This window comes from Micromonospora halotolerans (genome assembly GCF_032108445.1).
GTDB lineage: Bacteria > Actinomycetota > Actinomycetes > Mycobacteriales > Micromonosporaceae > Micromonospora > Micromonospora halotolerans.
On sequence record NZ_CP134876.1, the window covers coordinates 4,385,010 to 4,408,254 of the forward strand.

Consider the following 23,245-nt stretch of genomic DNA (forward strand, 5'->3'; position numbering starts at 1 on the left):
GTATCGTATGGCGGTCTCGACGGAGATGCCAAAGACCCTCACGAGATGAACCGGATCTGCCGTTTCATATGCCTCGTATAGGATTCGGTCGGCACGTAATTGATTTGCGCTAACGTCCAAAGCGCTGCAGCCGATAGGAAATGGCCTTGGTGCTAATGGGTGGGTGGCGATCATCGCTAGCGGTGCGCGCAGTCAGCAGCAGGTGGGAATTGAGTGTTCGCGGCCACCTCCGCGCCCGTTCCGTCAGCCATGTCTGCATAAGCTTGTAGGTGAGCGGCTCCAAGCGACGGATGTGCGATCGGCCATCGCGACGGAGCGTGATTCGTCCGCGTGGTAGGTCGAGGTCCTCCATGCGCAGATGGCGAATCTCGTGGCGGGTGATGGCGTGCACCGCTGTGAGTGCTATGACCAGTCGTGTGAGTGGCTCCTCGGTTTCGGTGAAGAGCTTCCGGAGCTGATCGGATGGTAGCGGGCGAGGTAGCGTGACGACGTCGGCGACTCTGATTCCTTTCGTGGGATCAGCGAAGATGATCTTTTCTTGCTTGAGGGCTCTAAAGAGGCTGCGCAAGGCCGTTGCTGATCTGTGAGCATTGTGTCCCCGTAGGGTTCGTAGCGTGCTTCGGATTTGTTCGTGAGTGATCTCTCGCAGGCTGCCTGCCTGGTTGGACCAGTCGAGGAGGAGTGGCTGCATGCTTGTGAGGTACCGGCGGATGGTTGCCCAGCTAAGTGATTGATGCCGCCGGCTACCTTGACCACGCAACACCTTAACCCAGCGCTGCACTTCATCTCCAATGCCATTCGGCAGAGCGTGCACTGCTGCTCTGACGGCGCGTTCATCCGCGCAAGGTCCGGTGACTTCTGGGATAAGTCGACCGTGAGCTCTGAGGAATTGCAGAGTCCGCTTGACCGTGGTCTTTGGCGCGTGCTCACAGATCGCGCGGATGTCCGCCTCGCGGATTGGCGCATCTGCACCAAGCCACGCCACCGCCAAGCGCAGTGTCCGCTCGACTTCGTAAACGGTGCCCTGAGGCCAGTTCCGTTCCTGAGCCTCATCTTTAAGCCTTTGGAGCAGATCGACGGCGGCTGGAGTAAGTGCTGGAAGCGGCAAACGTGCGACCGCACCCCAATGCCTGACAGCGGAAAATAGTTCGAGCTGGTCAGGGATGAGTAGATGCGGCGATGTTTGCCGATGTGGCCTCGCAGCGGCGATGGCCAGTGTTCGGCCGGGGTTGCGGTCAGTCACGCGGTAGCCGAGCGTGCCTTCCGGAGTTATCAGGCGAACGGCTAGTTCACCGCCAAACCACAGCTGGACCCATCTGGATTTCCGTGCGGTTGGCCCGTTGCGAGCAACGTGGACGTGACAGGCCCGGCACCTACCCTCACGCAGGGGCAGACGAGAATAGTGACAGCGGGTGCACGTGCCGATCGTGGGATGGTTGACTGTCCAGCCGCGACAGGCGTCACAGCGGTCGGAGTAACCCCATGATTGGCACTGGTCACAGCTTTTGGGGCGGGCCGGCCGATAATACCTATTCGGCAGGCCTGAGTCTGGGAGGAGATTGGGTTGTGGGGACGGAGGGCGCCACCCGGAGTCGGCCAACAGCCCGGCTTGGCGCAGAATGAGGGCGGTAGCGTTCTGCAGATGAGGAAGGTCAACTAGCCAGCGCGGTTCTACCAGGGGCCGCCCCTCGGCATCGCGGATCGCCAACGCCAACCGCACCATTTGCCGAACCTGCTCCCGCCACCCGGTGCTGCGGTTGGGTTTGCAATTCGCGACAGCTCGCAAGGCCGCGTCGTAGCCGGCGGAGCGGCGATCCCTGATTCGCTTGGCATGTTCGATGGTCAACGTCCGGGGCACAAAGTCAATCAAAGGCAGTTGGCCGGTTAGCTGAGGTGGACAGACTCGCGGGTCATTAACTGAACTGGCCGCCCGTCTTTCAGCGAGGGCAGCTGCGGCCCACTCTGGTGGCTTGGCGCGCGTCGGGGTTCGAGCGGGCTGAGTGGACAACCGCAGTTCTGGAAGGATGAAGGCCAGTTGTGTTGCCGTCCTCCTGACCGGGTGCAGGCACCAATCGAGGTCGCCGTAGCGCACGGCTAGGGCGCACGGACGACACAGCCGCTCCAAATTGACCAGACTGTCGTGTCCGCACCGCTGGCACTCCACCCTCTTCCGAGGCGTGCGCATGAAGGCGACGCACGTCGCGCAGTATTTCGGCCCGAGTAATCGCCCCCACCCGAGGCAGATCGGGCATTGGCCGAGGCTTGGCTTGCGCGACACGGGTCAGTTCGGTGGGAGCAGAGGTCCGCGTCCCCCGGGTCGGCGCGGTGTCGGCCTGGCCGGTCCATCGGTCTCGCCGACCGCTCGACGTGATCTTTCCTGTGGCAGGTTGACCGCGACGGGTTCGGCCTCCAGTAAATCGGCGACCGTACAGTTCAGCGCAGCACAGATCATGTCGAGATCGTCGAGTCGAACTGTCACTGGCTTGGCACTCCACAACGCCGCGACCTTGCTGAGTGAGGGAGTGAATCCCACCTGTTCGAACGCAGTCTTGAGATCGCTGGGCCGCCAAATGTCACGCCGGGCGGCGGCCCACCGCAGATTCCACTTCATCGAAGGTTCCCCTTGTCAGCGACCAGCCGCTGGGCGGCTCGAGTGGCCGATGCGACCGCAGCCATCTCTGGGTCCGCCTGCACCGTAGACAAGTACCGCACCGTTGTGGTCGTTCGATCATGCCCGAGGAGCTTCTGGACCTCCCACAGCGACATTCCGGACTCGTAGTTGTGTGTTGCACAGGCATGCCGCAGCAGGTGCGGATGGAGATCATGCACTGGGCCTGGCAGGAATCGGTGCCCGGCCCGCTTGAGCGCGTTGCGGAAGGTGGAGGGCGAGATCGACGGCGATACCCCGGTCAGGTTCAGCATGGCCGCCGCTGGCGGTAATCGCTCCGATGGCCACAGCGGAGCGTGTCGGTCGTTCGGATCGTCGTGGAACAGCCCCCGGATCTCCTCCACGTACCACCACAGCAACTCCCGGCCCTCGGCGAACAGATAAGCCTCTCGGTGCCGCGGCCCCGACCCGCGGGCGCCTTTACCCGCCACCAGGAATCTGCCCCACTGTCCCGACTCCCAGTGCACGTCGCGCATCTGGACCTGGCACAACTCCGCTGCCCGCACCCCAGACAGGTAGGCGATCTTCGCCATCACATAGTCGCGGTACGCCACCGACGGCTTCCGGCTCGACCGCAGCGACTCCCGCCACGCGCTGAAGAACTCCCGAACCGCCTGCCGGGAAGGCGGCACCCGCAGCCCAAAGTCCCCACGGTGGCGCGGCCGGTTGAAGGGATCAACCGGAGACTCAACCGCCACTCCAAACCGGCGGGCAATCTCCCCGGCGTACCGCTGCTCCAGGAACGCGAAGTACCCGTCCAGGGTGTTCATCTTCTGCCGCATCGTTGACCGGCCTCGCTTGCCTGGCCCGGCGAAGTACATGTCCAGATGCCGCGGCGTCAACCGCCACGGCGCCAGCCCGTAGTGCTCGCAGATCTCCACGATCGGCCTGACCAGCCGCTCCAACGTCGTCGCGGCCAAGCCGGCGACATCCCGCGCCCACTGGTACTCCGCGATCGTGTCGAGGAAGAACCCCTCCTCATCGTCGCCCTGCGCCTTGGTTTTTCGCCGACGCTGCAGGGTCACCACCTCTGCCAACTCGCTGTCGAACACATGTTCTATCCTGGCGGAGTCGCCCGTGGGGGTGGCCTGAGCTGACACCAATGAGAGGGGGCGGGTCTCAGAATTGGCCATGAAGCGTGAGATTAGTCGAGCTACTGCTAGATTCCAAGAGTTACTGCTGGGATCCTGGGCCTTCTCGTCAGGCGATCGTCAGCTGGCTCGCCAGCAAAAACGCACTGGTGGCCCATCGGAGCGCCAAAACCAACCCGCGCGTACTCCAGTTGCCCTGGTGCCGAACCCCGGGCTGGAGTGGCCCACCGTCGTCGCCGCGCTCATCGACGGGGTCGACGTGGTGGTCACCGCCGTGCCGACCACGGTCTCCTCCTCGGTCGCCAACCGGCTGGCCGCCCGGGCCCGGCAGCGCGGCAGCGTGCTCGTCCCGTACGGCCGGTGGGACGGCGCGGACGTGACGCTCCAGGTGGTCCGCGGGGTCTGGGAGGGGCTCGGGCCGGGCCGGGGCCGGCTGCGTCGCCGGGAGGTGACCGTCTCGGCCCGTGGCCGGGGCGCGGCCGCCCGCCCCAAGGAGATCAAGGTCTGGCTGCCCGGCGACGAGCTGACCCGGGTGATCCCCCGGTCGACCGGCGGCGGCCCTGTCCGCGCCGCCGCGCCCCGGCGGTTCCGCGTGGTGGCCCCGGCCGCCGCTGCCGCCGTCCGGCCGCTCACCGTGGTCGGGTCGGCATGAGCGGTGCGCCGGCGCGGACCCTGCTGCTCTGGTGCCCGGACTGGCCGGTCCTCGCCGCCGAGATCGTCGACGGGGTGCCCGCCACCGAGCCGGTCGCCGTGCTGCACGCCAACCGGGTGGTCGCCTGCTCCGAGCAGGCCCGCGCCGAGGGCGTCCGCCGGGGGCTGCGCCGGCGGGAGGCGCAGGGGCGCTGCCCGCAGCTCACCGTCGTCGACCACGACCCCGCCCGGGACGCCCGGGCGTTCGAGCCGGTGGTGGCCGCCGTCGAGGAGGTCGTCGCCGGGGTCGAGGTGATCCGCCCCGGTGCCTGCGCGCTGGCCGCCCGGGGCCCCAGCCGCTACCTGGGCGGCGAGGAGGCGGCGGCCGAGCGGATCGTCGAGCACGTCGCCCAGACCTGCGCGGTGGAGAGCCAGGTCGGCATCGCCGACGGGGTCTTCGCCGCCGGGCTGGCCGCCCGGGACGGGCGGATCGTGCCTCCCGGCGGGACCCCGGAGTTCCTGGCCGGCCTGCCCGTCGAGGCGCTCGGCCGGCCCACCCTGACCGACCTGCTGCGCCGGCTGGGTGTCCGCACCCTCGGCGACTTCGCCGCGCTGCCCGCCGGGGACGTGCTGGCCCGGTTCGGCTTCGACGGGGCGCTGGCCCACCGGCTCGCCGCCGGCCGGGACCACCGGCCGCTCGCGGTCCGGCAGCCGCCCGCCGACCTGACCGTCACCGCCGACCACGACGAGCCGATCGACCGGGTCGACGCCGCGGCGTTCGCCGCCCGGACGCTGGCCGAGCAACTGCACGAGCGGCTGGCGGCGCACGGGCTGGCCTGCACCCGGCTCGGCATCGAGGCGGTCACCGCGCACGGCCAGGAGCTGCACCGGGTCTGGCGGCACGACGGCCTGCTCACCGCGGCGGCCATCGCCGACCGGGTCCGCTGGCAGCTCGACGGCTGGCTCTCCGGCAGCAACGGCCGGGGCGGAGCCCGCCCGGCCCGCCCCACCGCCGGGATCATCCGGCTGCGGCTGGTGCCGGCCGGGGTGCTCGCCCAGGCCGGCCTGCAATCCGGCCTCTGGGGGGAGACGGGCGAGGAGCGGGAGCGGGCGCACCGCGCGTTGAGCCGGGTGCAGGGCATCCTCGGTCCCGAGGCGGTGGTCACCGCCGTGCTCGGGGGCGGGCGCTCCCCGGCCGACCAGGTGCGCCTGGTCCCGTGGGGCGACGAGCGCCTGCCCGCCCGCCCCGGCCCGCCACCCCTGCCGGCCGCCGATCCCGCCCCGGCCGCCGGGCCTGTGCCGAGTGCCGGGCCTACGCCGGTTGCCGCGCCCGTGCCGGCCGGCGAGCCCGTGGCGGTTGCCGCGCCTGTGCCGGCCGGCGAGCCGACGGTGCCGACCGGGCGGCCCCGGGTCGGTGCGGTGGCGCGTCCGGACCGGGCCGGTGCACGCTCGGGGGGCCGCCCGTCCCGCAGCGGTGCGGCGGCGCCGGTGCCGCCGTGGCCGGGGCGGATCCCGCCGCCCGCGCCGGCCGTCGTCCTGCCCGCCCCGCTGGCCGCCGACGTGCGCGACGCCGCCGGCGAGCCGGTCGTGGTCAGCGCCCGGCTGGCGGTCAGCGCGGCACCCGCCCGGCTGACCGTCGGCGCCGGCCGGCCCGCCGAGATCGTCGGATGGGCCGGCCCGTGGCCGGTGGACGAGCGCTGGTGGGCGCCGGCCGAGGCCCGCCGCCGGGCCCGGTTCCAGGTCTGCCTGGCCGACGGGGCCGCCCTGCTGCTCGCGGTCGAGGGCGGCCAGTGGCTGGTGGAGGCGATCTATGACTGAGCGCCGTGCCTCGGCCGCGCTGCGTGCCTTGGTCGCGGGCTGTGCTTCGGCCGTGCGGTGTGCTCCGGCCGAGTGGTGCGCCGACGTGCCGCGCCGGCCCGCGCTGCGTGCCTCGGTCGTGCGGTGTGCCGACGTGCCGCGCCGGCCGGCGCTGCGTGCCTTGGTCGTGTGGTGTGCCGACGTGCCGCGCCGGCTCTTACCCGTCGGAAGCTACGAACTTGATGACGTGAACGGATCGCCGTTGGCTCCCGTTCCCGTTCCCGCTCCCGCGATTCATCTGCGTCATCAAGTTCGTAGTCAACCAACAGTCACCCGCCGCCCGGCGGGGGCGGAACCAGATCCTGCGGAACCAGATTCTGGAGGAATCCGGCCCCTGCGGAGGCCGCAACCGGCCACGATGTCGACGCGGAACCGCTCGGGAGCCGGCCGGTGAGCTTCCACAACCCGAAGATGCCCTGGTCGGAGCTGGAGCAGGTGCTCTCCGGGCGGCCCGACGGGCGGTCCGGCAAGGGGCGTCCCAGGGGCGAGCGGCACCTGCACGTGGTGGACCCGCTCGCGGTCGACGCCGACGGCGGCGACTCCCCGGCGTGGAGCCGCAAGCGGCAGGAGTACGCGCCGCCGGAGCTGCCCCGCCCCGACGATGCGGTCCCCTACGCGGAGCTGCACGCGCACTCCAACTTCAGCTTCCTCGACGGCGCCAGCCACCCGGAGGAGCTGGCCGAGGAGGCCGCCCGGCTGGGGCTCACGGCGCTCGCCGTCACCGACCACGACGGCTTCTACGGGGTGGTGCGCTTCGCCGAGGCGGCCCGCGCGCTGCACCTGCCCACGGTCTTCGGCGCGGAGCTCTCCCTCGGGCTGCCCGGCCCGCAGAACGGCGAGCCGGACCCGCACGGCGCGCACCTGCTGGTGCTGGCACACGGCCACGAGGGGTACGCCCGGCTCGCCGCCACCATCGCCCGGGCGCAGCTGCGTGGCGGGGAGAAGGGCCGCCCGGTCTACGGCGAGCTGGAGGAGGTCGCCGCCGAGCTGCGCGACCACGTGCTGGTGCTCACCGGCTGCCGCAAGGGGCACGTGCCCGGCGCGCTGCTCACCGAGGGCGTGGACGCGGCGGCCCGGGAGCTGGACCGGCTCACCGCGCTCTTCGGCGCCGAGACGGTGGCGGTGGAGCTGACCGACCACGGCCACCCGCTCGACGCCGACCGCAACGACGCGCTGGCCGAGCTGGCCGCCGCGGCGGGGCTGCCCACGGTGGCCACCAACAACGTGCACTACGCCACCCCGGGGCGGCGCCGGCTGGCCACCACCGTGGCGGCGGTGCGGGCCCGGCGCAGCCTCGACGAGATCGACGGCTGGCTGCCCGCCGCCGCCACCGCCCACCTGCGCAGCGGCGCCGAGATGGCGGCGCGGTTCGCCGCGTACCCGGGTGCGGTGGCCCGGGCCGCCGAGTTCGGCGCGGAACTCGCCTTCGACCTGCAACTGGTCGCACCGCAGCTGCCGGCGTACCCGGTGCCGCCGGGGCACACCGAGATGAGCTGGCTGCGCCACCTCACCATGGCCGGCGCCCGGGAGCGCTACGGCCCGCCCGAGGCGCACCCGGAGGCGTACGCGCAGCTGGAGCACGAGCTGCGGATGATCTCCGACCTGGGCTTCCCCGGCTACTTCCTGGTGGTCTACGACATCGTCGCGTTCTGCCGCGAGCAGGACATCTACTGCCAGGGCCGGGGCTCGGCGGCCAACTCGGCGGTCTGCTACGCGCTGCGGATCACCAACGTGGACGCGGTGCGGCACCGGCTGCTCTTCGAGCGTTTCCTCGCCCCCGAGCGGGACGGCCCGCCCGACATCGACGTGGACATCGAGTCCGACCGCCGGGAGGAGGTGATCCAGCACGTCTACGCCCGGTACGGCCGGGAGCACACCGCCCAGGTCGCCAACGTCATCTCCTACCGGCCGCGGTCGGCGGTGCGGGACGTGGCCAAGGCCTTCGGCTTCTCGCCCGGGCAGCAGGACGCCTGGAGCAAGCAGATCGACCGCTGGGGCTCGGTCGCGGCGGTCGACGTGGAGGACATCCCCGAGCAGGTGGTGGCGTACGCCAACGAGTTGCAGACGTTCCCCCGGCACCTGGGCATCCACTCCGGCGGCATGGTGATCTGCGACCGGCCGGTGATCGAGGTCTGCCCGGTGGAGTGGGGGCGGATGCCCGGCCGCAGCGTGCTCCAGTGGGACAAGGACGACTGCGCCGCCGTCGGCCTGGTCAAGTTCGACCTGCTCGGCCTCGGCATGCTCTCCGCGCTGCACTACGGCTACGACCTGATCGGGATGAGCCTGGACCTGGGCGACATGACCCTGGACGACCCCGAGGTCTACGACATGCTCTGCCGGGCCGACTCGGTCGGGGTGTTCCAGGTGGAGAGCCGCGCCCAGATGGCCACCCTGCCCCGGCTCAAGCCCCGCGAGTTCTACGACCTGGTGGTGGAGGTGGCGCTGATCCGGCCGGGCCCGATCCAGGGCGGCTCGGTGCACCCGTACATCCGGCGCAAGAACGGCCAGGAGCCGGTGACCTTCGCGCACCCGCTGATGCGCAACGCGCTGGAGAAGACCCTCGGCGTGCCGCTGTTCCAGGAGCAGCTCATGCAGCTCGCCATCGACCTGGCCGGCTTCGACGCGGCCGGGGCCGACCAGCTGCGCCGGGCCATGGGGGCGAAGCGCTCGGTGGAGCGGATGGCGCAGATCGCCGACCGGCTCTACGCCGGGATGGCCGAGCGGGGCATCACCGGCGAGCTGGCCGACGACGTCTACCGCAAGCTCACCGCGTTCGCCAGCTACGGCTTCCCGGAGAGCCACGCCATGAGCTTCGCCTACCTGGTGTATGCCAGTTCCTGGCTGAAGCGCTACCACCCGGGCCCGTTCCTGGCCGCGCTGCTCAACGCCCAGCCGATGGGTTTCTACTCGCCGCAGACCCTGGTCGACGACGCCCGCCGGCACGGCGTCGAGGTCCGCCGGCCGGACATCAACGCCAGCGGCGCCAAGGCGGTCCTGGAGTCCACGCCGGAGACCCGGTGGGGGAGCCAGCCGGGTGAGCCGCCGCACGCCTGGGGGCTGGGCGGCCCGGCGGTCCGGCTGGGGCTGTCGGGCGTGCGTACCCTCGGCGACGAGGTGGCCGAGCGGATCGAGGCGGAGCGGACGGCGCACGGGCCGTACCGGGACATGCCGGACCTGGCCCGCCGGGTCGGCCTGACGGCGGCGCACCTGGAGGCGCTGGCCACCGCGGACGCCTTCGCCTGTTTCGGGCTGACCCGCCGGCAGGCCCTCTGGGCCGCCGGCGCGGCGGCGCAGGACCGGCCCGGCCGGCTGCCCGGCACGGTGACCGGCACGGCCCCGCCCACCCTGCCCGGGATGGAGGCGGTGGACCGCCTGGTCGCCGACGTCTGGGCCACCGGCCTGTCCCCGGAGAGTCACCCGGCCCGGTTCATCCGGGACCGGCTGGACGCCCTCGGCGCGGTGCCGATCGCCCGGCTGGGCCGGGTGGAGCCCGGGCAGCGGATCCGGGTCGGCGGGATCGTCACCCACCGGCAGCGGCCGGCGACCGCCGGCGGGGTCACGTTCCTCAACCTGGAGGACGAGACCGGCATGCTCAATGTCACTTGCTCCCCGGGGCTCTGGCAGCGCTACCGTCGAGTCGCCCGCACCAGCGGCGCGCTGGTGGTGCGGGGCCGGTTGCAGCGGCACGAGGGCGTCACCAGCCTCACCGCGGACCGGCTGGACGCGATCGAGCCGCCCGTCACGCCGGCGTCCCGGGATTTCCGGTGAGTGGAGTGATCCACATTACGGTTTCCGGGCCCCGGAGGCGGGAGACTCCCGGCACGGGTGGGCAGAGTGGCCCACCCGGGTATGGGGGATGAACCGATGACCTTTCACAGCACGTACCCCGGTGGCGTGGCGAACGCCCGGCGGACCCGGCTCGGCGCCGGCTGGGCGCCCACCCACGAGGTGGAGCCGCGGGAATACCAGGTGACCGAAGGGCCGGTGGCCAACGCCCAGCGGTCCCGCGCCGAGGAGGACCCTGCCGGCGGTGGCGAGTCCTGACCCCGGGCCCGGGGGTGACTAGGCTCGGCGGCGTGGACCGGACCCGAACCCTGACCCCCCGCACCGCCGTCATCTGGGCGGTGCTCCGGGCCGAGCTGGACCGGCGGGCCGGCGAGCGGCTCACCGTCCTCGACGTCGGCGGCGGGACCGGCGGCTTCGCCGTCCCGCTCGCCGAGGCCGGCCACCAGGTCACCGTCGTCGACGCCAGCCCCGACGCGCTCGCCGCGCTGACCCGCCGGGCCGCCGAGGCCGGGGTTGCCGAGCGGGTACGCGCCGTGCAGGGCGACGGCGACGCGCTCGCCGGGCTGGTCGAGCCGGCCACCGCCGACCTGGTGCTCTGCCACTCGGTACTGGAGGTCGTGGACGACCCCGCCCCGGTGGTGGCCGCGCTGGCCGCCGCCCTGCGCCCCGGTGGCGCGGCCAGCGTGCTGGTCGCCGGACGGGCCGCCGCCGTGCTGGCCCGGGCCATGAACGGCCACCTGGACGTGGCCGCCGCGCTCGCCGCCGACCCGGCCGGCACCGCCGGCCCCCGGGACACCCTGCGCCGCCGCTACGACGCCGACGAGGCCACCGCGCTGCTCGCCGCCGCCGGTCTCACCGTCGAGGAGATCCACGGCGTACGCGTGCTCGCCGACCTGCTCCCGGCCGCCGTGGCGGACGGCCAGCCCACCGCCCTGGTCGAGCTGGAACGGGCCCTGGCGGCCCGGCCGCCGTACCGCGACCTCGCCGCCCAGCTGCACCTGTTCGCCCGCCGCCCGGCATGACCGGCCCGGCGGTGGACCCGCTCGACCGGGTCGCGCCCCGCTACGGCGGCGGCAGCCTGGCCGACGTGCTGCCCAGCGCGCTCGCGCTGCTCGGTGTGCCCGGCGCCGCCGACCTGCTCGGCCTGGCGCCCCGGCTGGCCGGGGTGCGCCGGATCGCCGTGCTGCTGGTCGACGGGCTCGGTTGGTACCAGATCCCCACCGCCGCCCCGTACGCGCCGACGCTCGCCGGGCTGGCCGCCACGGTCGGCGTCCCGCTCACCGCCGGCTTCCCCTCGACCACCCCGACGAGCCTGGTCAGCCTCGGCACCGGCACCCCGTCCGGCGCCCACGGGGTGCTCGGCTTCAAGGTGCGGGTGCCCGGCACCGACCGGGTGCTCAGCCACATCGAGTGGGCCGGCGACCCGGAGCCGCTGCGCTGGCAGCCAGTCACCACCTGGTACGAGCGGGCCCGCGCCGCCGGGGTGGCGGTCACCGTGGTGAGCCGCCCCGAGTACGGCGGCAGCGGTCTCACCCTGGCCGCGAACCGGGGCGGCGACTACCGGGGCGCGGCCGGCGCCGACGCGGTCGCCGAGCGGATGCTCGCCGCCCTGTCGGCCGGTCCCGGGCCGACCCTGGTCTCCGGCTACCACCCCGACCTGGACCGGCACGGGCACCTCAGCGGCGTGGACTCCGCGCCGTGGCGGCTGGCCGCCGCCGAGGTGGACCGGCTGCTCGCCCGGCTGGTCGACGGGCTGCCGCCGGACGCCGCGCTGCTGGTCACCGCCGACCACGGGCAGCTCGACGTGCCCGACGAGCACCGGATCGACCTGGACACCGACCCCCGGCTGCGGGCCGGCGTCCGGGTGGTGGCCGGCGAGCCCCGGGTCCGCTACCTGCACGTCGAGCCGGGCGCCACGGCCGACGTGGTGGCCGCCTGGTCGGCGGTGCTGGACGGCGCCGCCCGGGTGCTGACCCGGGCCGAGGCGGTGGCCACCGGCTGGTTCGGCCCGGTGCCGGAGGCGCACCTGGGCCGGATCGGCGACGTGGTGGTGGTCTGCCGCGGCACGTACGCGGTGGTCGCCACCCGCTCGGAGAAGCCGATCGAGTCCCGGCTGGTCGCGTACCACGGCGCGGACACCGCGGCCGAGATGATCATCCCGCTGCTCGTGGTCCGCGGCTGACCCGACGCGGGCGATCGGCCGGCGGGACTGTCGGACCGGGCGGCTAGCCTGCGGGGATGGGCCGCAGCCAGTCGTTGCCCCGGGGCGGTGATCCGCGCTTCGGGCCGGACGCCGACGACACCGGCTGCCCCATCCTGCACGTCGACATGGACGCCTTCTTCGCCTCGGTCGAGGTCCGCCGCCGCCCCGAGCTGCGCGGCCGCCCCGTCGTGGTGGGCGGGATCGGGCCGCGCGGGGTGGTCAGCTCGGCCAGCTACGAGGCCCGCCGCTTCGGCGTCCGCAGCGCCATGCCCACCGCCCGGGCCCGGGCGCTCTGCCCGCAGGCGGTCTACCTGCCGCCCGACTTCACCGCCTACTCGGCCGCGTCCCGGGCGGTCATGCGGATCTTCCGCGACGTCACCCCGCTGGTCGAGCCGCTCTCGCTGGACGAGGCGTTCCTCGACGTGGCCGGCGCCCGGCGGCTCTTCGGCACCCCCACCGAGATCGCCCGGCTGATCCGCCGGCGGGTGTCCGAGGAGCAGGAGCTGACCTGCTCGGTCGGTGTGGCGTCGAGCAAGTTCGTGGCGAAGCTCGGCTCCACCCGGGCCAAGCCGGACGGCCTGCTCGTGGTGCCCGCCGCCCGGGTGCTGGAGTTCCTGCACCCGCTGCCGGTGGCCGCGCTGTGGGGGGTGGGGGAGCGCTCCGCCGAGGCGCTGCACCGGCTCGGCCTGCGCACCGTGCGCGACCTGGCCGAGGCGCCGCCGGGCCTGCTCCGCCGCGCGGTGGGTGAGGCGTCCGCCGGCCACCTGCACGAGCTGGCCTGGGGGCGGGACCCACGCCGGGTCTCCCCGGAGCATGTGGAGAAGTCGATCGGCGCGGAGGTCACCTTCGACACCGATGTCACCGACCCGGCGGAGATCCGGCGCGCGCTGCTGGCCCTCGCCGAGAAGGCCGGTGCCCGGCTGCGCGCGGCGGGCCAGGTCGGGCGCACCGTGTCGCTCAAGGTGCGGTTGGCCGACTTCCGCACGGTCAGCCGTTCCCGCACGCTCGGTGTGCCCACCGACACCGCCCGGGAGATGTTCGACACTGCCTGGGCGCTCTGGACCGCCCTGGCCCCCGGCGAGCCGGTCCGCCTGGTCGGCGTCCGGATGGAGGGTCTGGCCGCCGCGGAGGAGACGCCGCAGCAGCTCACCCTGGGCGCGCCCGAGCGCGGCTGGCGGGAGGCGGAGGCGGCGGCCGACGCCGCGGCCGCCCGATTCGGGCGGTCCGTCATAGGTCCGGCCAGTCTTCTCGGCAGGCGTGATGCCCGGCGCGGCGAAAAACCGACCCGGCCGTAGGTCGTCCCGCTTTCCGACGCGCGAGCCCCCTCGTAGACTTGCGGGTAAGCAGCCGGATGGCTGCCACGGTCTGTCGGCCCGAGCGGGCCGACCAACGTGACCGGGGAGGAGTGCCGTGCCGCTCTCGGAGCACGAGCAGCGGCTGTTCGAGCAGATCGAGCGGTCGCTTGCCGAGGACCCCAAATTCGCCTCGGCCGTGCGCGCCAGCGACCCGCGTTTCCACGCGCGGCGTCGCGTGCTCGTCGCTGCCGGCGTGGTCATCGCTGGTCTGGCCCTGTTGATCTACGGTGCCGTGATCAAGACGCCCCCGCTGGCCGTGGCGGGCTTTGTCGTCATGCTGGCCTCGTTGGGCTACGCGGTGCAGTCGCACCGCCGATCCCAGTCGCCCGACCTGCACGTGGTCGGCGGCACGACGAGCCGTCGTCGTCCCCGTGGCCGCAGCGGCCGCCGGGGCTCCTTCCTCGACCGGATGGAGGACCGCTGGCGGCAGCGCCCGGAGGGCCACCGCTGAGCACGCCCCGCCCCTGACCGGGCGGGTCCTCGCGACAGCGGATCGCCGGCACGCCCGGCGAGCGTTGTCGCTTCCGCGCGCCCCGATCCTCCTCTTTGACCGACGCCCCGTCCCCGCCCGACCAAGCCCCGCTCGATACGCGCCGCTCCCCGTAGCCGCACCTCCGAAGCGCCGCGGTCCGACGCCGCGCCGGTGCCCGGGGCGGTGGGGACCCGGTCCGGCCCGCCGCCGGGGGAGCGGCGGCGGGCGGAACCGGGTCAGCGGGCCGGTCGGCCCGCCAGGAAACGACGCGGGTCCCAGCGCAGCATCCGCTGCCGCACCTGCCCGGTCGTGGTGACCAGTCGGGTCGAGCGTTCGGTCAGGGCGGTCCGCCAGCGCAGCAGCACCGACGGCGGCAGCAAGGCCGCCAGCAGCCGGGTACGCCGGTCCGCCTGCCCGGCGAGGGCACCGCGAACCGACCGCAGGGCGGGCTGCAGCGCCTCGCCCGTCAGCGGGTCGCGGGCGTAGCGGGCCCGCTCCTCGGCCCGGCCCAGCAGCCGGACCCCGGTCACCGCGCCGGCGTCCTCGACGAGCGTCTCCCGCACCAACCGCTCGGCGGTCGTCCGGGGGGTCTCCGTCAGGTCCACCCGGACGTGGAAGTCGACAAGCGTGTCCAGCAGCTCGTCCCAGGCGGCGTGCGCGTCCGCGCGGGCCCGGTCGGCGTCCACACCGACCACGATCTCGCGCGCCTCGCCCCGCTGCCCGGGCACGGCGGCCAGGGTGGTGGCCGCGGGCACGACCGCCCGGGCGCGCCGGCGCCGACGCAGCGCGGAGCGGCGCAGGGCCGGCACCGCGAGCAGCACCAGCAGGGCGAGCGCCCCGGCCACCCACCACGGCCACACCGGGCTCTGCCGGGTCGGACCGCCCCCGTCGACGGCCAGGCCCTGGTCGGCGTCCTTGTCGAGGCGATCCGGGTCGTCCGCGCCGGCCGACGGGTCGACGCCCTCGGGAACGGTGGTGCTCCCCGGCGCCGGCGTGACGTCCTCGGGGGCGTCGGTGTCCGGGGCCCAGGCCGAGCGGACCGACCCCTGGACGCTCGCCGCTGGGGTGGCGTCGAACGGCACCCAACCGATCCCGCTGAAGAAGACCTCGGTCCACGCGTGCAGGTTCTTGTTGGTCAGCACGTACGTGCCGTCGCCGGAGTTGCTGCCGTTGCTGAAGCCGAACGCCACCCGGGCCGGGATGCCGGCCGACCGGACCAGCCAGGCCATCGCCGCGGCGTACTGCTGGCAGAAGCCGACCTTGGTGGCGAGGAAGTCGGTGATGTCGTCCCCGCTGGTGCCGCTCCGGGTCGACAGCGAGTAGGTGAACCCGTTCTCCACCGAGAAGTAGTCGTAGATCGCCCGAACCTTGTCGTAGTCGTTCGTGCGGCCCTTGACCAGCTGGTCGACGAGCCGGTCGACCGCACGGACGGCCGGCGTGACGGTCTGCTGCGCCAGCACCGGGTCGTCGGCCGGCAGGGACGGCGCCGCGCGCAGCGCCGCCGGGCTGTACGTCGAGCGGACGTAGTCGAACGAGTAGCGCTTGCCCCGGGAGTTCTCCCGGTTGGAGAAGACGATCTGGAGATTCGTGTCGTAGAGCCAGTTCCCGCTCAGGTCCTCGGTCTTCACCGGCTCGGCGTAGACCGGCAGCAGCGGCATGTTGAGGTTCTTGGTCACCTCGACGCTGGCCCGGTAGCGCTGCTGCGCCACGCCCCGGCCGCTGCGCGGGTCGGGCAGGTTCCGGTTGGCCGGCTTCCCGGTGGGCACCCGCACCCGGAAGCCGTCCGGCCGCAGCTCGTCGGCCACCCCGAAGCGCAGGTAGAACGGGGCCGGTTCGTTGGTGGTCACCTTGACCAGCTCGCTCACCTCGGACTGGTTGAGCTGGCCGCTGAGCGCGGCGAAGAGGTCGATCCGGCCGGGGCTGCCGCCCTGGCCCGGCCGCCCGTTGCCGGTGCCGTTGCCGTTGCCGACGGCGCTCATGAGCCCACCGGTCATCCCGGGCACGGCCAGCGGCAGGGCCACCGCCAGGACCACTCCGACCACGGCCAGCCGGCGGCCCGCCGCGGCCAGCGGCGACGCCTCCCAGACGTCGACGTCGCGCCCCTCGCCGGTGAACCGGCGGCCGAACCGCCGTACGCGGTCGACGTTGTCGGTGACCAGCAGCCACAGGTAGCCGCAGGCGCCCACCACGAACGGGGTGGCGGGGACGCTGTCCACGTAGACCGCCACGGGCACCGAGTAGATGGCCAGCATGGGCAGCCCGGCCAGCGCCGGCCGGCGCAGGCCCACGGTGAGCACGTCGACCACCACGGCCACCGCGCCGATGCCGAGCACGGCGAGGAAGAGCAGCGAGTCCACGTCCGGCACCTGCACGCCGTAGGAGCGCATGTCCGACAGCGAGGCGTTCAGCAGGTCGCCGAAGTGGGCGAAGGTGGCCGGGGTGGGCACGAACGCGAAGAACTCGGTGCCGCCCGGGAAGACCCAGGTCAGGCCGAGCGTGAGACCGGCCAGCATGGCCAGCACCTGGCCCCACAGCGGCGCCCGGGCCAGCCGGCTCAGCGCGGCCGAGCCGGCCACCACGGCGACCACGATGGCCGCCTGGACGAGCCAGGTCCAGCGCTCGAAGATCGCCGACAGCGGGGCCGCCGCCAGCAGGGTCGCCGCCGCGGCGACGAAGCCGAGGTTGCGGTGCGCGGTCACGGGTCCACCCTTCCGGTCATCGCACGCCTCCGGCCACCGTCTCGGCCAGCGCCGCCCGCAGCGCGAAACCCTGCGACCCGCGGCCTGCCTGCGGCCAGAGCATCGGCAGCCGGTTGCCGTGCTCCACGCCGATGACCCGCCAGCCGCTCTGCAGCAGGGCGAGGGCGGCGGCGCCGTGCGCGTGTTCCGCCTCGGCCCGGGCCTTCGGCGGCAGGTTCAACCACGTGTTGCTGTCGAGCAGGAACGCCACGCAGGTGGCGCCGTTGCCGCGCAGCCCGGCCAGCAGTTCGGCCTCGGCGGTGCCCAGCGTGCCGAGCAGCGCGATGATCAGACCGCCGTCGGACCGCTGCCGGACCTGCTGCACCAGCGAGGTCAGCTCGCCGCGCTTGTCCAGGTGCACCTCGGCGAGGTGGTCGAGGAGCAGGCCCTCGCCGCCGGCCTCGGTGGCGTCCACGTCCACGCCGGAACCGGTGACCAGCCGCAGCTTGTAGCCGGCCTGCCGCAGGTGCACCGCGATGCTGGCGGCCGTGGAGACCGCCCACTCGAAGCTCGCGGTCGGCCCCTCGCCCCGGTGGCCGGCGGCGCGGGTGTCCAGCACCACGGTGGCCCGGCTCTCCCAGGGCTGCTCCTCGCGGCGCACCATCAGCTCGCCGGTGCGGGCCGTCGACTTCCAGTGCACGCGGCGCAGGTCGTCACCCATCCGGTATTCCCGGGTGGCCGCGTCGTCCTCGCCGTGCACCGCCACCGAGCGGGCCCGGCTGTCGCCGCTGCCCGCGTACTCGCCGGGGAGGCGGACCGGTGGCAGCGAGGTGACCTGCGGGATCACGGTGAGGTGGTCGGTGCTGGGGAAGGCCCGGCTCAGCTCGCAGAGCCCGAACGGGTCGGTCAGCCGGATCACCAGCGGCCCGACCTCGTAGCGGCCGCGCACGTCGGCCCGGACCGTGTAGGCCACCGAGCTGGCCTGGTGGGCGCCGAGGCGCTCCAGCACCACCCGCGGGCGGCTGCCGAGCGCGTAGGGCAGCCGGTCCTCCAGCAGCAGGGTGCCGGTGGGCAGCCGGGACAGGTTCTGCAGCCGCAGCACCACCCGCGAGTTGGCCCCGACCGGCACCCGGTGCGGCTCCAGGGACCGGTTGCAGGCGAGCTTGTAGCGGCTGCGCCCGACGTAGGCCGCCGCCAGCAGCGGCAGGATGGCGAGCAGGACGGCCACCCGGAGCAGGTCCTTCTCGCCCAGGATCGCGGCGGAGATCGCGGCGGCCACCGCGGCCGCCAGGAAGGATCGGCCGCGGGTGGTCAGCCCTCGCAGGCCGTCGCGCACCTCACGGCCTCCGCGGCTCGTACGGCCCGTGCCCGTTGCCGGGGGCGGGGGGCCGGGTGTCGTAGGGGGAGCGCTTGCGGTCGTGCGGGAGCGGAAGGCGGTGCACCAGCTCGGCGACGATCGCGTCGGTGGTGCGCCGGGCCAGCTGCGCGTCGGCGGTCGGGATGATCCGGTGCGCCAGCACCGGCACCGCGAGGGCCTGGAGGTCGTCGGGCAGGACGTAGTCGCGGCCCTCCAGGGCGGCGACCGCGCGGGCGGTGCGCAGCAGCTGGAGGGTGGCCCGCGGGGACGCGCCGAGCCGCAGGTCGGGCGCCTCGCGGGTGGCGGTGACCAGGTCGATGGCGTACTGCTTGACGGCGTCGGCGACGTGCACCTGCCGGACGTGGCCGATCAGCCGGCGGACGGTCGCCGCGTCGGAGACCGGCCGCAGCTCGTGCAGCGGGTCGTTGCCGCCGTGACCGTCCAGCATCGCCAGCTCGGCGCCCGCGTCCGGGTAGCCCATCGCGATCCGGGCGGTGAACCGGTCGCGCTGCGCCTCCGGCAGCGGGTAGGTCCCCTCCATCTCGATCGGGTTCTGCGTCGCGACCACCATGAACGGGGTCTGCAGCTGGTAGGTCACGCCGTCGACGGTGACCTGCCGCTCCTCCATGCACTCCAGCAGCGCCGACTGGGTCTTCGGCGAGGCCCGGTTGATCTCGTCGCCGACGACCAGGTTGGCGAAGACGGCGCCCGGGCGGAACTCGAAGTCGTGCGTCTCCTGGTTGTAGACGCTGACGCCGGTGACGTCGCTGGGCAGCAGGTCGGGGGTGAACTGGATCCGGCGCACCGAGCAGTCGATCGACCGGGCCAAAGCCTTGGCCAGCTTGGTCTTGCCGACGCCCGGCACGTCCTCGATCAGGAGGTGGCCCTCGGCGAGCAGCACCGCCAGCGCGAGCCGGACGGTGGCCGTCTTGCCCTCGATGACCTGCTCGATGTTGGCCACGATGGCCTCGCTGGCGGCGCGGAACTCGTCGTGCGGCAGCAGACCGCCCACCTCGTCCCAGGTCTGTTGTGTCACGGGCCTCCTCCTCGTCGCCGGACGGCAGCTCTGAATAGAGCACCTGGACCCGCCGTTGGGTTCGCGACGCCGAGCCTCTTCTGCCGCAAAAATCTCACTGGCCTCTCAGGCTAACCATGTTTCTCGTTGTCGCCGACCCCCGCAGGCGGTCGGCCGGTTACGCCCGGAATATTCGCCGGACCGGGGGACGGGTGTCCGGCTCGCCCCCCGGGACCCGGTCCCGGTTGCCGTGCCGGCGGCGGGGGAGAGGCGCGACCCGCCGACGGGGTACACTGCCGGTCATGGCCGGAGTCTTCCTGCTTCTTACCGAGCCGTGCTGATGCGCTGAGCGCGCGACAGCACGGCGGCCCCTCCTGCGCGAGGGGCTTTTTTGTGCCCGCAGCAGACCTCCCATATCCGACATGACCCGCGCCGAGGAGACACGCCATGAGTGAGGCAGCCGCACCGGCGACCGACATTCCCCCGTTCCGGTACACCGCCGCCCTGGCCGAGGAGATCGAGCACCGCTGGCAGGACACCTGGGAGCGGGAGGGCACCTTTTACGCGCCGAACCCGGCCGGTCCGCTGGCCGACCCGACCCACCCGCGCGCGGGCGCCGAGAAGCTGTACGTGCTGGACATGTTCCCCTATCCCTCGGGCGCCGGCCTGCACGTCGGCCACCCGCTGGGCTACATCGGCACCGACTGCTACGCCCGCTACCAGCGGATGGCCGGGCGCAACGTGCTGCACGCGATGGGCTTCGACGCGTTCGGCCTGCCCGCCGAGCAGTACGCGGTGCAGACCGGCACCCACCCGCGGACGACCACCGAGGCCAACATCGAGCGGTACAAGGAGCAGCTGCGCCGGCTGGGCCTGGGCCACGACGAGCGGCGCTCCGTGGCGACCATCGACACCGAGTTCTACCGCTGGACCCAGTGGATCTTCCTGCAGGTCTTCAACTCCTGGTACGACACGGACGCGCGCAAGGCCCGCCCGGTCGCCGAGCTGATCGCCGAGTTCGAGGGCGGCACCCGCCCCACCCCCGACGGCCGGCCGTGGGCCGAGCTGACCGTGGGCGAGCGGCGGAAGATCGTCGACGACCACCGGCTGGCGTACGTCTCCGAGGCGCCGGTGAACTGGTGCCCGGGCCTGGGCACCGTGCTGGCCAACGAGGAGGTCACCGCCGACGGCCGCTCCGAGCGGGGCAACTTCCCGGTCTTCAAGCGGAACCTGAAGCAGTGGATGATGCGGATCACCGCGTACGGGGACCGGCTGCTGGAGGACCTGGACAAGCTGGACTGGCCCGAGCCGATCAAGCTGCAGCAGCGCAACTGGATCGGCCGGTCGACCGGCGCGCACATCGACTTCCCGACCGAGCGCGGCCCGGTCCGGGTGTTCACGACCCGGCCGGACACCGTCTTCGGTGCCACCTACATGGTGCTGGCTCCCGAGCACGAGCTGGTCGACGTGCTGGTTCCGGCCGCCTGGCCGGAGGGGACCCGGGACGCCTGGACGGGCGGGCACGCCAGCCCGCGGGCCGCCGTCGAGGCGTACCGGAAGGCCGCCGCGGCCAAGACGGACGTGGAGCGGCAGGCGGAGACCAAGGAGAAGACCGGCGTCTTCGTGGGCGCCTGGGCGACCAACCCGGTCACCGGCGGGCAGAGCCCGATCTTCATCGCCGACTACGTGCTGGCCGGCTACGGCACCGGCGCCATCATGGCGGTGCCCGCGCAGGACGAGCGGGACTGGGAGTTCGCCGAGGTCTTCGACCTGCCGATCGTGCGCACCGTGCAGCCGGCGGAGGGCTTCGCCGGCAAGGCGTGGACCGGCGAGGGCCCGGCGATCAACAGCGCCGCCCCCGACCGGGGCCTGGACCTGAACGGCCTGGGGGTGGCCGACGCCAAGGCGCGGATCATCGAGTGGCTGGAGGCCAACGGGCACGGCGCCGGCGCGGTCACCTGGCGGCTGCGGGACTGGCTGTTCTCCCGGCAGCGCTACTGGGGCGAGCCGTTCCCGATCGTCTACGACGAGACCGGGGCGCCGATCGCGCTGCCCGAGTCGATGCTGCCGGTCGAACTGCCCGAGGTGGACGACTTCTCGCCGAAGACGTTCGACCCGGAGGACGCCGACAGCAACCCGGAGACCCCGCTGTCCCGGCGGCGCGACTGGGTGGAGGTGGAGCTGGACCTGGGTGACGGGCCGAAGCGCTACACCCGGGAGACCAACGTGATGCCGCAGTGGGCCGGCTCCTGCTGGTACGAGCTGCGCTACCTGGACCCGACCGACTCGCGGCGCTTCGCCGAGCCGGAGAACGAGGCGTACTGGATGGGGCCGCGCGGCGCGGGCGACTGCGGCGGCACCGACCTGTACGTCGGCGGCGCCGAGCACGCCGTGCTGCACCTGCTGTACGCCCGCTTCTGGCACAAGGTGCTGTACGACCTGGGCCACGTCTCGTCCTTCGAGCCGTTCCGCCGGCTGTTCAACCAGGGCTACATCCAGGCGTACGCGTTCACCGACCCGCGCGGCGCCTACGTGCCGGCCGAGGAGGTCGTCGAGGTCGACGGCCGCTACTTCCACGGCGAGACCGAGGTCCGGCGCGAGTACGGCAAGATGGGCAAATCCCTGAAGAACGTGGTCACCCCGGACGACATGTGCGCGGCGTACGGCGCGGACACCTTCCGGGTCTACGAGATGTCGATGGGTCCGCTGGAGGTGTCCCGCCCGTGGGAGACCCGGGCGGTGGTCGGCTCGTACCGGTTCCTGCAGCGGGTCTGGCGGGCGGTCGTCGACGAGCAGACCGGCGCGCTGCGGGTCACCGACGCGCCGGCCGACGAGGCCACCCGGCGGCTGCTGCACAAGGTCGTCGACGGGGTCCGCGGCGACATGGAGGCGATCCGGTTCAACACGGCGATCGCGAAGCTGATCGAGCTGACCAACGGGCTGACCCGGCTGGCTCAGACCCCGCGCGAGGTGGCCGAGCCGCTGGTGCTGATGGTGGCACCGTTCGCCCCGCACATCGCCGAGGAGCTGTGGCGGCGGCTGGGCCACGACACCTCGCTGGCGTACGCGGACTTCCCGACCGCCGACCCGGCGCTGCTGGTCGCCGAGACGGTGACCTACCCGGTGCAGGTCAACGGCAAGGTCCGGGGCCGGGTCGAGGTGGCCGCCGACGCGTCCGAGGACGACGTCCGCGCGGCCGCCCTGGAGGCGGTCGCCGGCCCGCTGGCCGGTAAGGAGCCGCGCAAGGTCATCGTGGTGAAGGGCCGGATGGTCTCGGTCGTCGCCTGACCGTTTTCGATCGTCGGAGGCGCGTCCCTGCTCGGGCGCGCCTCCGGCGGTCGCCGCCCCCGGAGGAACCAGCGAGCGGTCACCGGGTGCCGAGGGCGGCCTCGACCGCCGGGCGATGCCGGCCCAGCCACTCGTGCCAGCCCCGTACCGCATCGACCGCGCCGGCGGCGCGGAGCCGGCGCATGCCCGGCTCGTCCCGGTCGGCGCCGGCGTCGATGCCCCGCCAGGTGCCGTCGAGCTGGTCGAGCATGACGGCGACCAGCTCGCCGCGGGGCAGCGACACCCCGGGGGCGGCCGCCTCGTAGGCGTCGCACAGCAGCCGGCCGCGCCGGGCCAGCTCGGCCGGGTCGGCGTCGCCGCCCAGCGCGGCCCAGTGCCAGCCGGCGAAGGCCACGTCCTCGATCCGTCGGCCCGGCCCGGCCAGGTCCCAGTCCAGGAACGCCACCGGCAGCGGCCCGGCCGGCGCGTCCCGGTAGACGGTGTTCTTCGGCGACAGGTCCCGGTGGCAGACCGTCTCCGCGCCGCCGGCCAGCGGGGTTCCGGCGCAAGCGTCGTGCAGCGCCCGGATCAGCTCGGCCAGCCGGGCGAGGGCCGGGTCGGCGAAGAAGGTGGGATCCTCCCGGTCCCGCCAGGGCACCCGCCCGGCGAGGTGGGTGAGCACCTGCCGGCCCTGCTCGTCCACCCCGAGGTGGCGCGGCGCCAGGCCGGGCGCGGTCGCGGCCAGGTGCCGCAGCAGGGCGGTCACGAACCCGGCCCGCGCCGGGGGAGAGCGGCGTACGGTGTCGCCGATCCGGATCACCTCGGTGACGAAGCCGCCGGGCAGCCGCTCCTCCGCGGCGGCCATT

15 protein-coding genes and 1 pseudogene are annotated in these 23,245 nt (G+C 73.4%); 9 read left to right on the top strand and 7 right to left on the bottom strand.

Features of this window, described 5'->3' with window-relative positions; genetic code table 11:
* Positions 1–109 precede the first annotated feature (109 nt).
* From RMN56_RS20795 to RMN56_RS20805, 3 genes are all read right to left on the bottom strand, one after another.
* Positions 110–1,243, bottom strand: a complete 1,134-nt coding sequence (locus RMN56_RS20795) for a site-specific integrase (RefSeq protein WP_313719179.1) — start codon at positions 1,241–1,243, stop codon at positions 110–112.
* Between the two features lie 1,038 nt (positions 1,244–2,281).
* Positions 2,282–2,611, bottom strand: coding sequence for a helix-turn-helix domain-containing protein (locus RMN56_RS20800; RefSeq protein WP_313719180.1), 330 nt, complete (start codon positions 2,609–2,611; stop codon positions 2,282–2,284).
* Positions 2,608–3,720, bottom strand: a complete 1,113-nt coding sequence (locus tag RMN56_RS20805; protein WP_313719181.1) for a tyrosine-type recombinase/integrase — start codon at positions 3,718–3,720, stop codon at positions 2,608–2,610. Before RMN56_RS20805 ends, RMN56_RS20800 begins: the two co-directional genes overlap by 4 nt.
* A gap of 229 nt (positions 3,721–3,949) precedes the next feature.
* On the opposite strand from RMN56_RS20805, the pseudogene imuA' reads away from it, so the two are divergent.
* From imuA' to RMN56_RS20845, 8 genes and pseudogenes are all read left to right on the top strand, one after another.
* Positions 3,950–4,411, top strand: a pseudogene (imuA', locus tag RMN56_RS20810) (DnaE2-dependent mutagenesis accessory factor ImuA'); the annotation flags it as partial.
* Entirely contained in the window at positions 4,408–6,207 is a 1,800-nt protein-coding gene (locus RMN56_RS20815; RefSeq protein ID WP_313719183.1) for a DNA polymerase Y family protein, read from the top strand. The pseudogene imuA' and the gene RMN56_RS20815, both read left to right, overlap by 4 nt.
* Positions 6,208–6,636: 429 nt before the next feature.
* On the top strand, positions 6,637–10,014 hold the full coding sequence (locus RMN56_RS20820; protein WP_313719184.1) for an error-prone DNA polymerase: 3,378 nt from the start codon (positions 6,637–6,639) through the stop codon (positions 10,012–10,014).
* 96 nt (positions 10,015–10,110) lie between these two features.
* Positions 10,111–10,290, top strand: coding sequence for a hypothetical protein (locus tag RMN56_RS20825; RefSeq protein ID WP_313719185.1), 180 nt, complete (start codon positions 10,111–10,113; stop codon positions 10,288–10,290).
* 14 nt (positions 10,291–10,304) lie between these two features.
* Positions 10,305–11,054, top strand: a complete 750-nt coding sequence (locus RMN56_RS20830; RefSeq protein WP_313719187.1) for a methyltransferase domain-containing protein — start codon at positions 10,305–10,307, stop codon at positions 11,052–11,054.
* Positions 11,051–12,214: an alkaline phosphatase family protein gene (locus tag RMN56_RS20835; RefSeq protein ID WP_313719188.1), complete on the top strand. Its 1,164-nt coding sequence runs from the start codon at positions 11,051–11,053 to the stop codon at positions 12,212–12,214. Before RMN56_RS20830 ends, RMN56_RS20835 begins: the two co-directional genes overlap by 4 nt.
* Before the next feature lie 56 nt (positions 12,215–12,270).
* Entirely contained in the window at positions 12,271–13,530 is a 1,260-nt protein-coding gene (locus tag RMN56_RS20840; protein WP_313719189.1) for a DNA polymerase IV, read from the top strand.
* Positions 13,531–13,645: 115 nt separating this feature from the next.
* A complete protein-coding gene (locus tag RMN56_RS20845) occupies positions 13,646–14,041 on the top strand; it encodes an SCO2097 family morphological protein (protein ID WP_091268111.1) in 396 nt (131 codons plus the stop codon).
* A gap of 257 nt (positions 14,042–14,298) precedes the next feature.
* Here the strand turns inward: RMN56_RS20845 and RMN56_RS20850 are convergent, their stop codons facing one another.
* The 3 genes from RMN56_RS20850 to RMN56_RS20860 are packed head-to-tail and all read right to left on the bottom strand — an operon-like array spanning position 14,299 to position 19,133.
* Positions 14,299–16,761 carry a transglutaminase TgpA family protein gene (locus tag RMN56_RS20850; protein WP_313719190.1) on the bottom strand — a complete coding sequence of 821 codons (2,463 nt, stop codon included), beginning with the start codon at positions 16,759–16,761 and terminating at the stop codon, positions 14,299–14,301.
* Positions 16,762–16,777: 16 nt separating this feature from the next.
* Positions 16,778–18,076 carry a DUF58 domain-containing protein gene (locus tag RMN56_RS20855; protein WP_313719191.1) on the bottom strand — a complete coding sequence of 433 codons (1,299 nt, stop codon included), beginning with the start codon at positions 18,074–18,076 and terminating at the stop codon, positions 16,778–16,780.
* 1 nt (position 18,077) lies between these two features.
* Positions 18,078–19,133: an AAA family ATPase gene (locus RMN56_RS20860; protein ID WP_313719192.1), complete on the bottom strand. Its 1,056-nt coding sequence runs from the start codon at positions 19,131–19,133 to the stop codon at positions 18,078–18,080.
* A gap of 426 nt (positions 19,134–19,559) precedes the next feature.
* Between RMN56_RS20860 and leuS the strand changes: the two genes are divergently transcribed.
* Positions 19,560–22,400 (top strand): leucine--tRNA ligase, encoded by a 2,841-nt coding sequence (leuS, locus tag RMN56_RS20865; RefSeq protein WP_313719193.1) that lies wholly within the window; start codon positions 19,560–19,562, stop codon positions 22,398–22,400.
* A 79-nt stretch (positions 22,401–22,479) separates the two neighbouring features.
* Here leuS and RMN56_RS20870 read toward each other — a convergent pair whose 3' ends face one another.
* Complete coding sequence (locus tag RMN56_RS20870) at positions 22,480–23,244, bottom strand: phosphotransferase (protein ID WP_313719195.1); 765 nt, start codon at positions 23,242–23,244, stop codon at positions 22,480–22,482.
* Between the last annotated feature and the right edge of the window lies 1 nt (position 23,245).

Excerpts from the sequence above, each read along its gene's own strand:
- RMN56_RS20800 (WP_313719180.1), bottom strand. The coding sequence starts at position 2,611 with ATGAAGTGGAATCTGCGGTGGGCCGCCGCCCGGCGTGACATTTGGCGG.
- RMN56_RS20815 (WP_313719183.1), top strand. The coding sequence starts at position 4,408 with ATGAGCGGTGCGCCGGCGCGGACCCTGCTGCTCTGGTGCCCGGACTGG.
- RMN56_RS20825 (WP_313719185.1), top strand. The coding sequence starts at position 10,111 with ATGACCTTTCACAGCACGTACCCCGGTGGCGTGGCGAACGCCCGGCGG.
- RMN56_RS20835 (WP_313719188.1), top strand. The coding sequence starts at position 11,051 with ATGACCGGCCCGGCGGTGGACCCGCTCGACCGGGTCGCGCCCCGCTAC.
- RMN56_RS20840 (WP_313719189.1), top strand. The coding sequence starts at position 12,271 with ATGGGCCGCAGCCAGTCGTTGCCCCGGGGCGGTGATCCGCGCTTCGGG.
- leuS (WP_313719193.1), top strand. The coding sequence starts at position 19,560 with ATGAGTGAGGCAGCCGCACCGGCGACCGACATTCCCCCGTTCCGGTAC.
- RMN56_RS20870 (WP_313719195.1), bottom strand. The coding sequence starts at position 23,244 with ATGGCCGCCGCGGAGGAGCGGCTGCCCGGCGGCTTCGTCACCGAGGTG.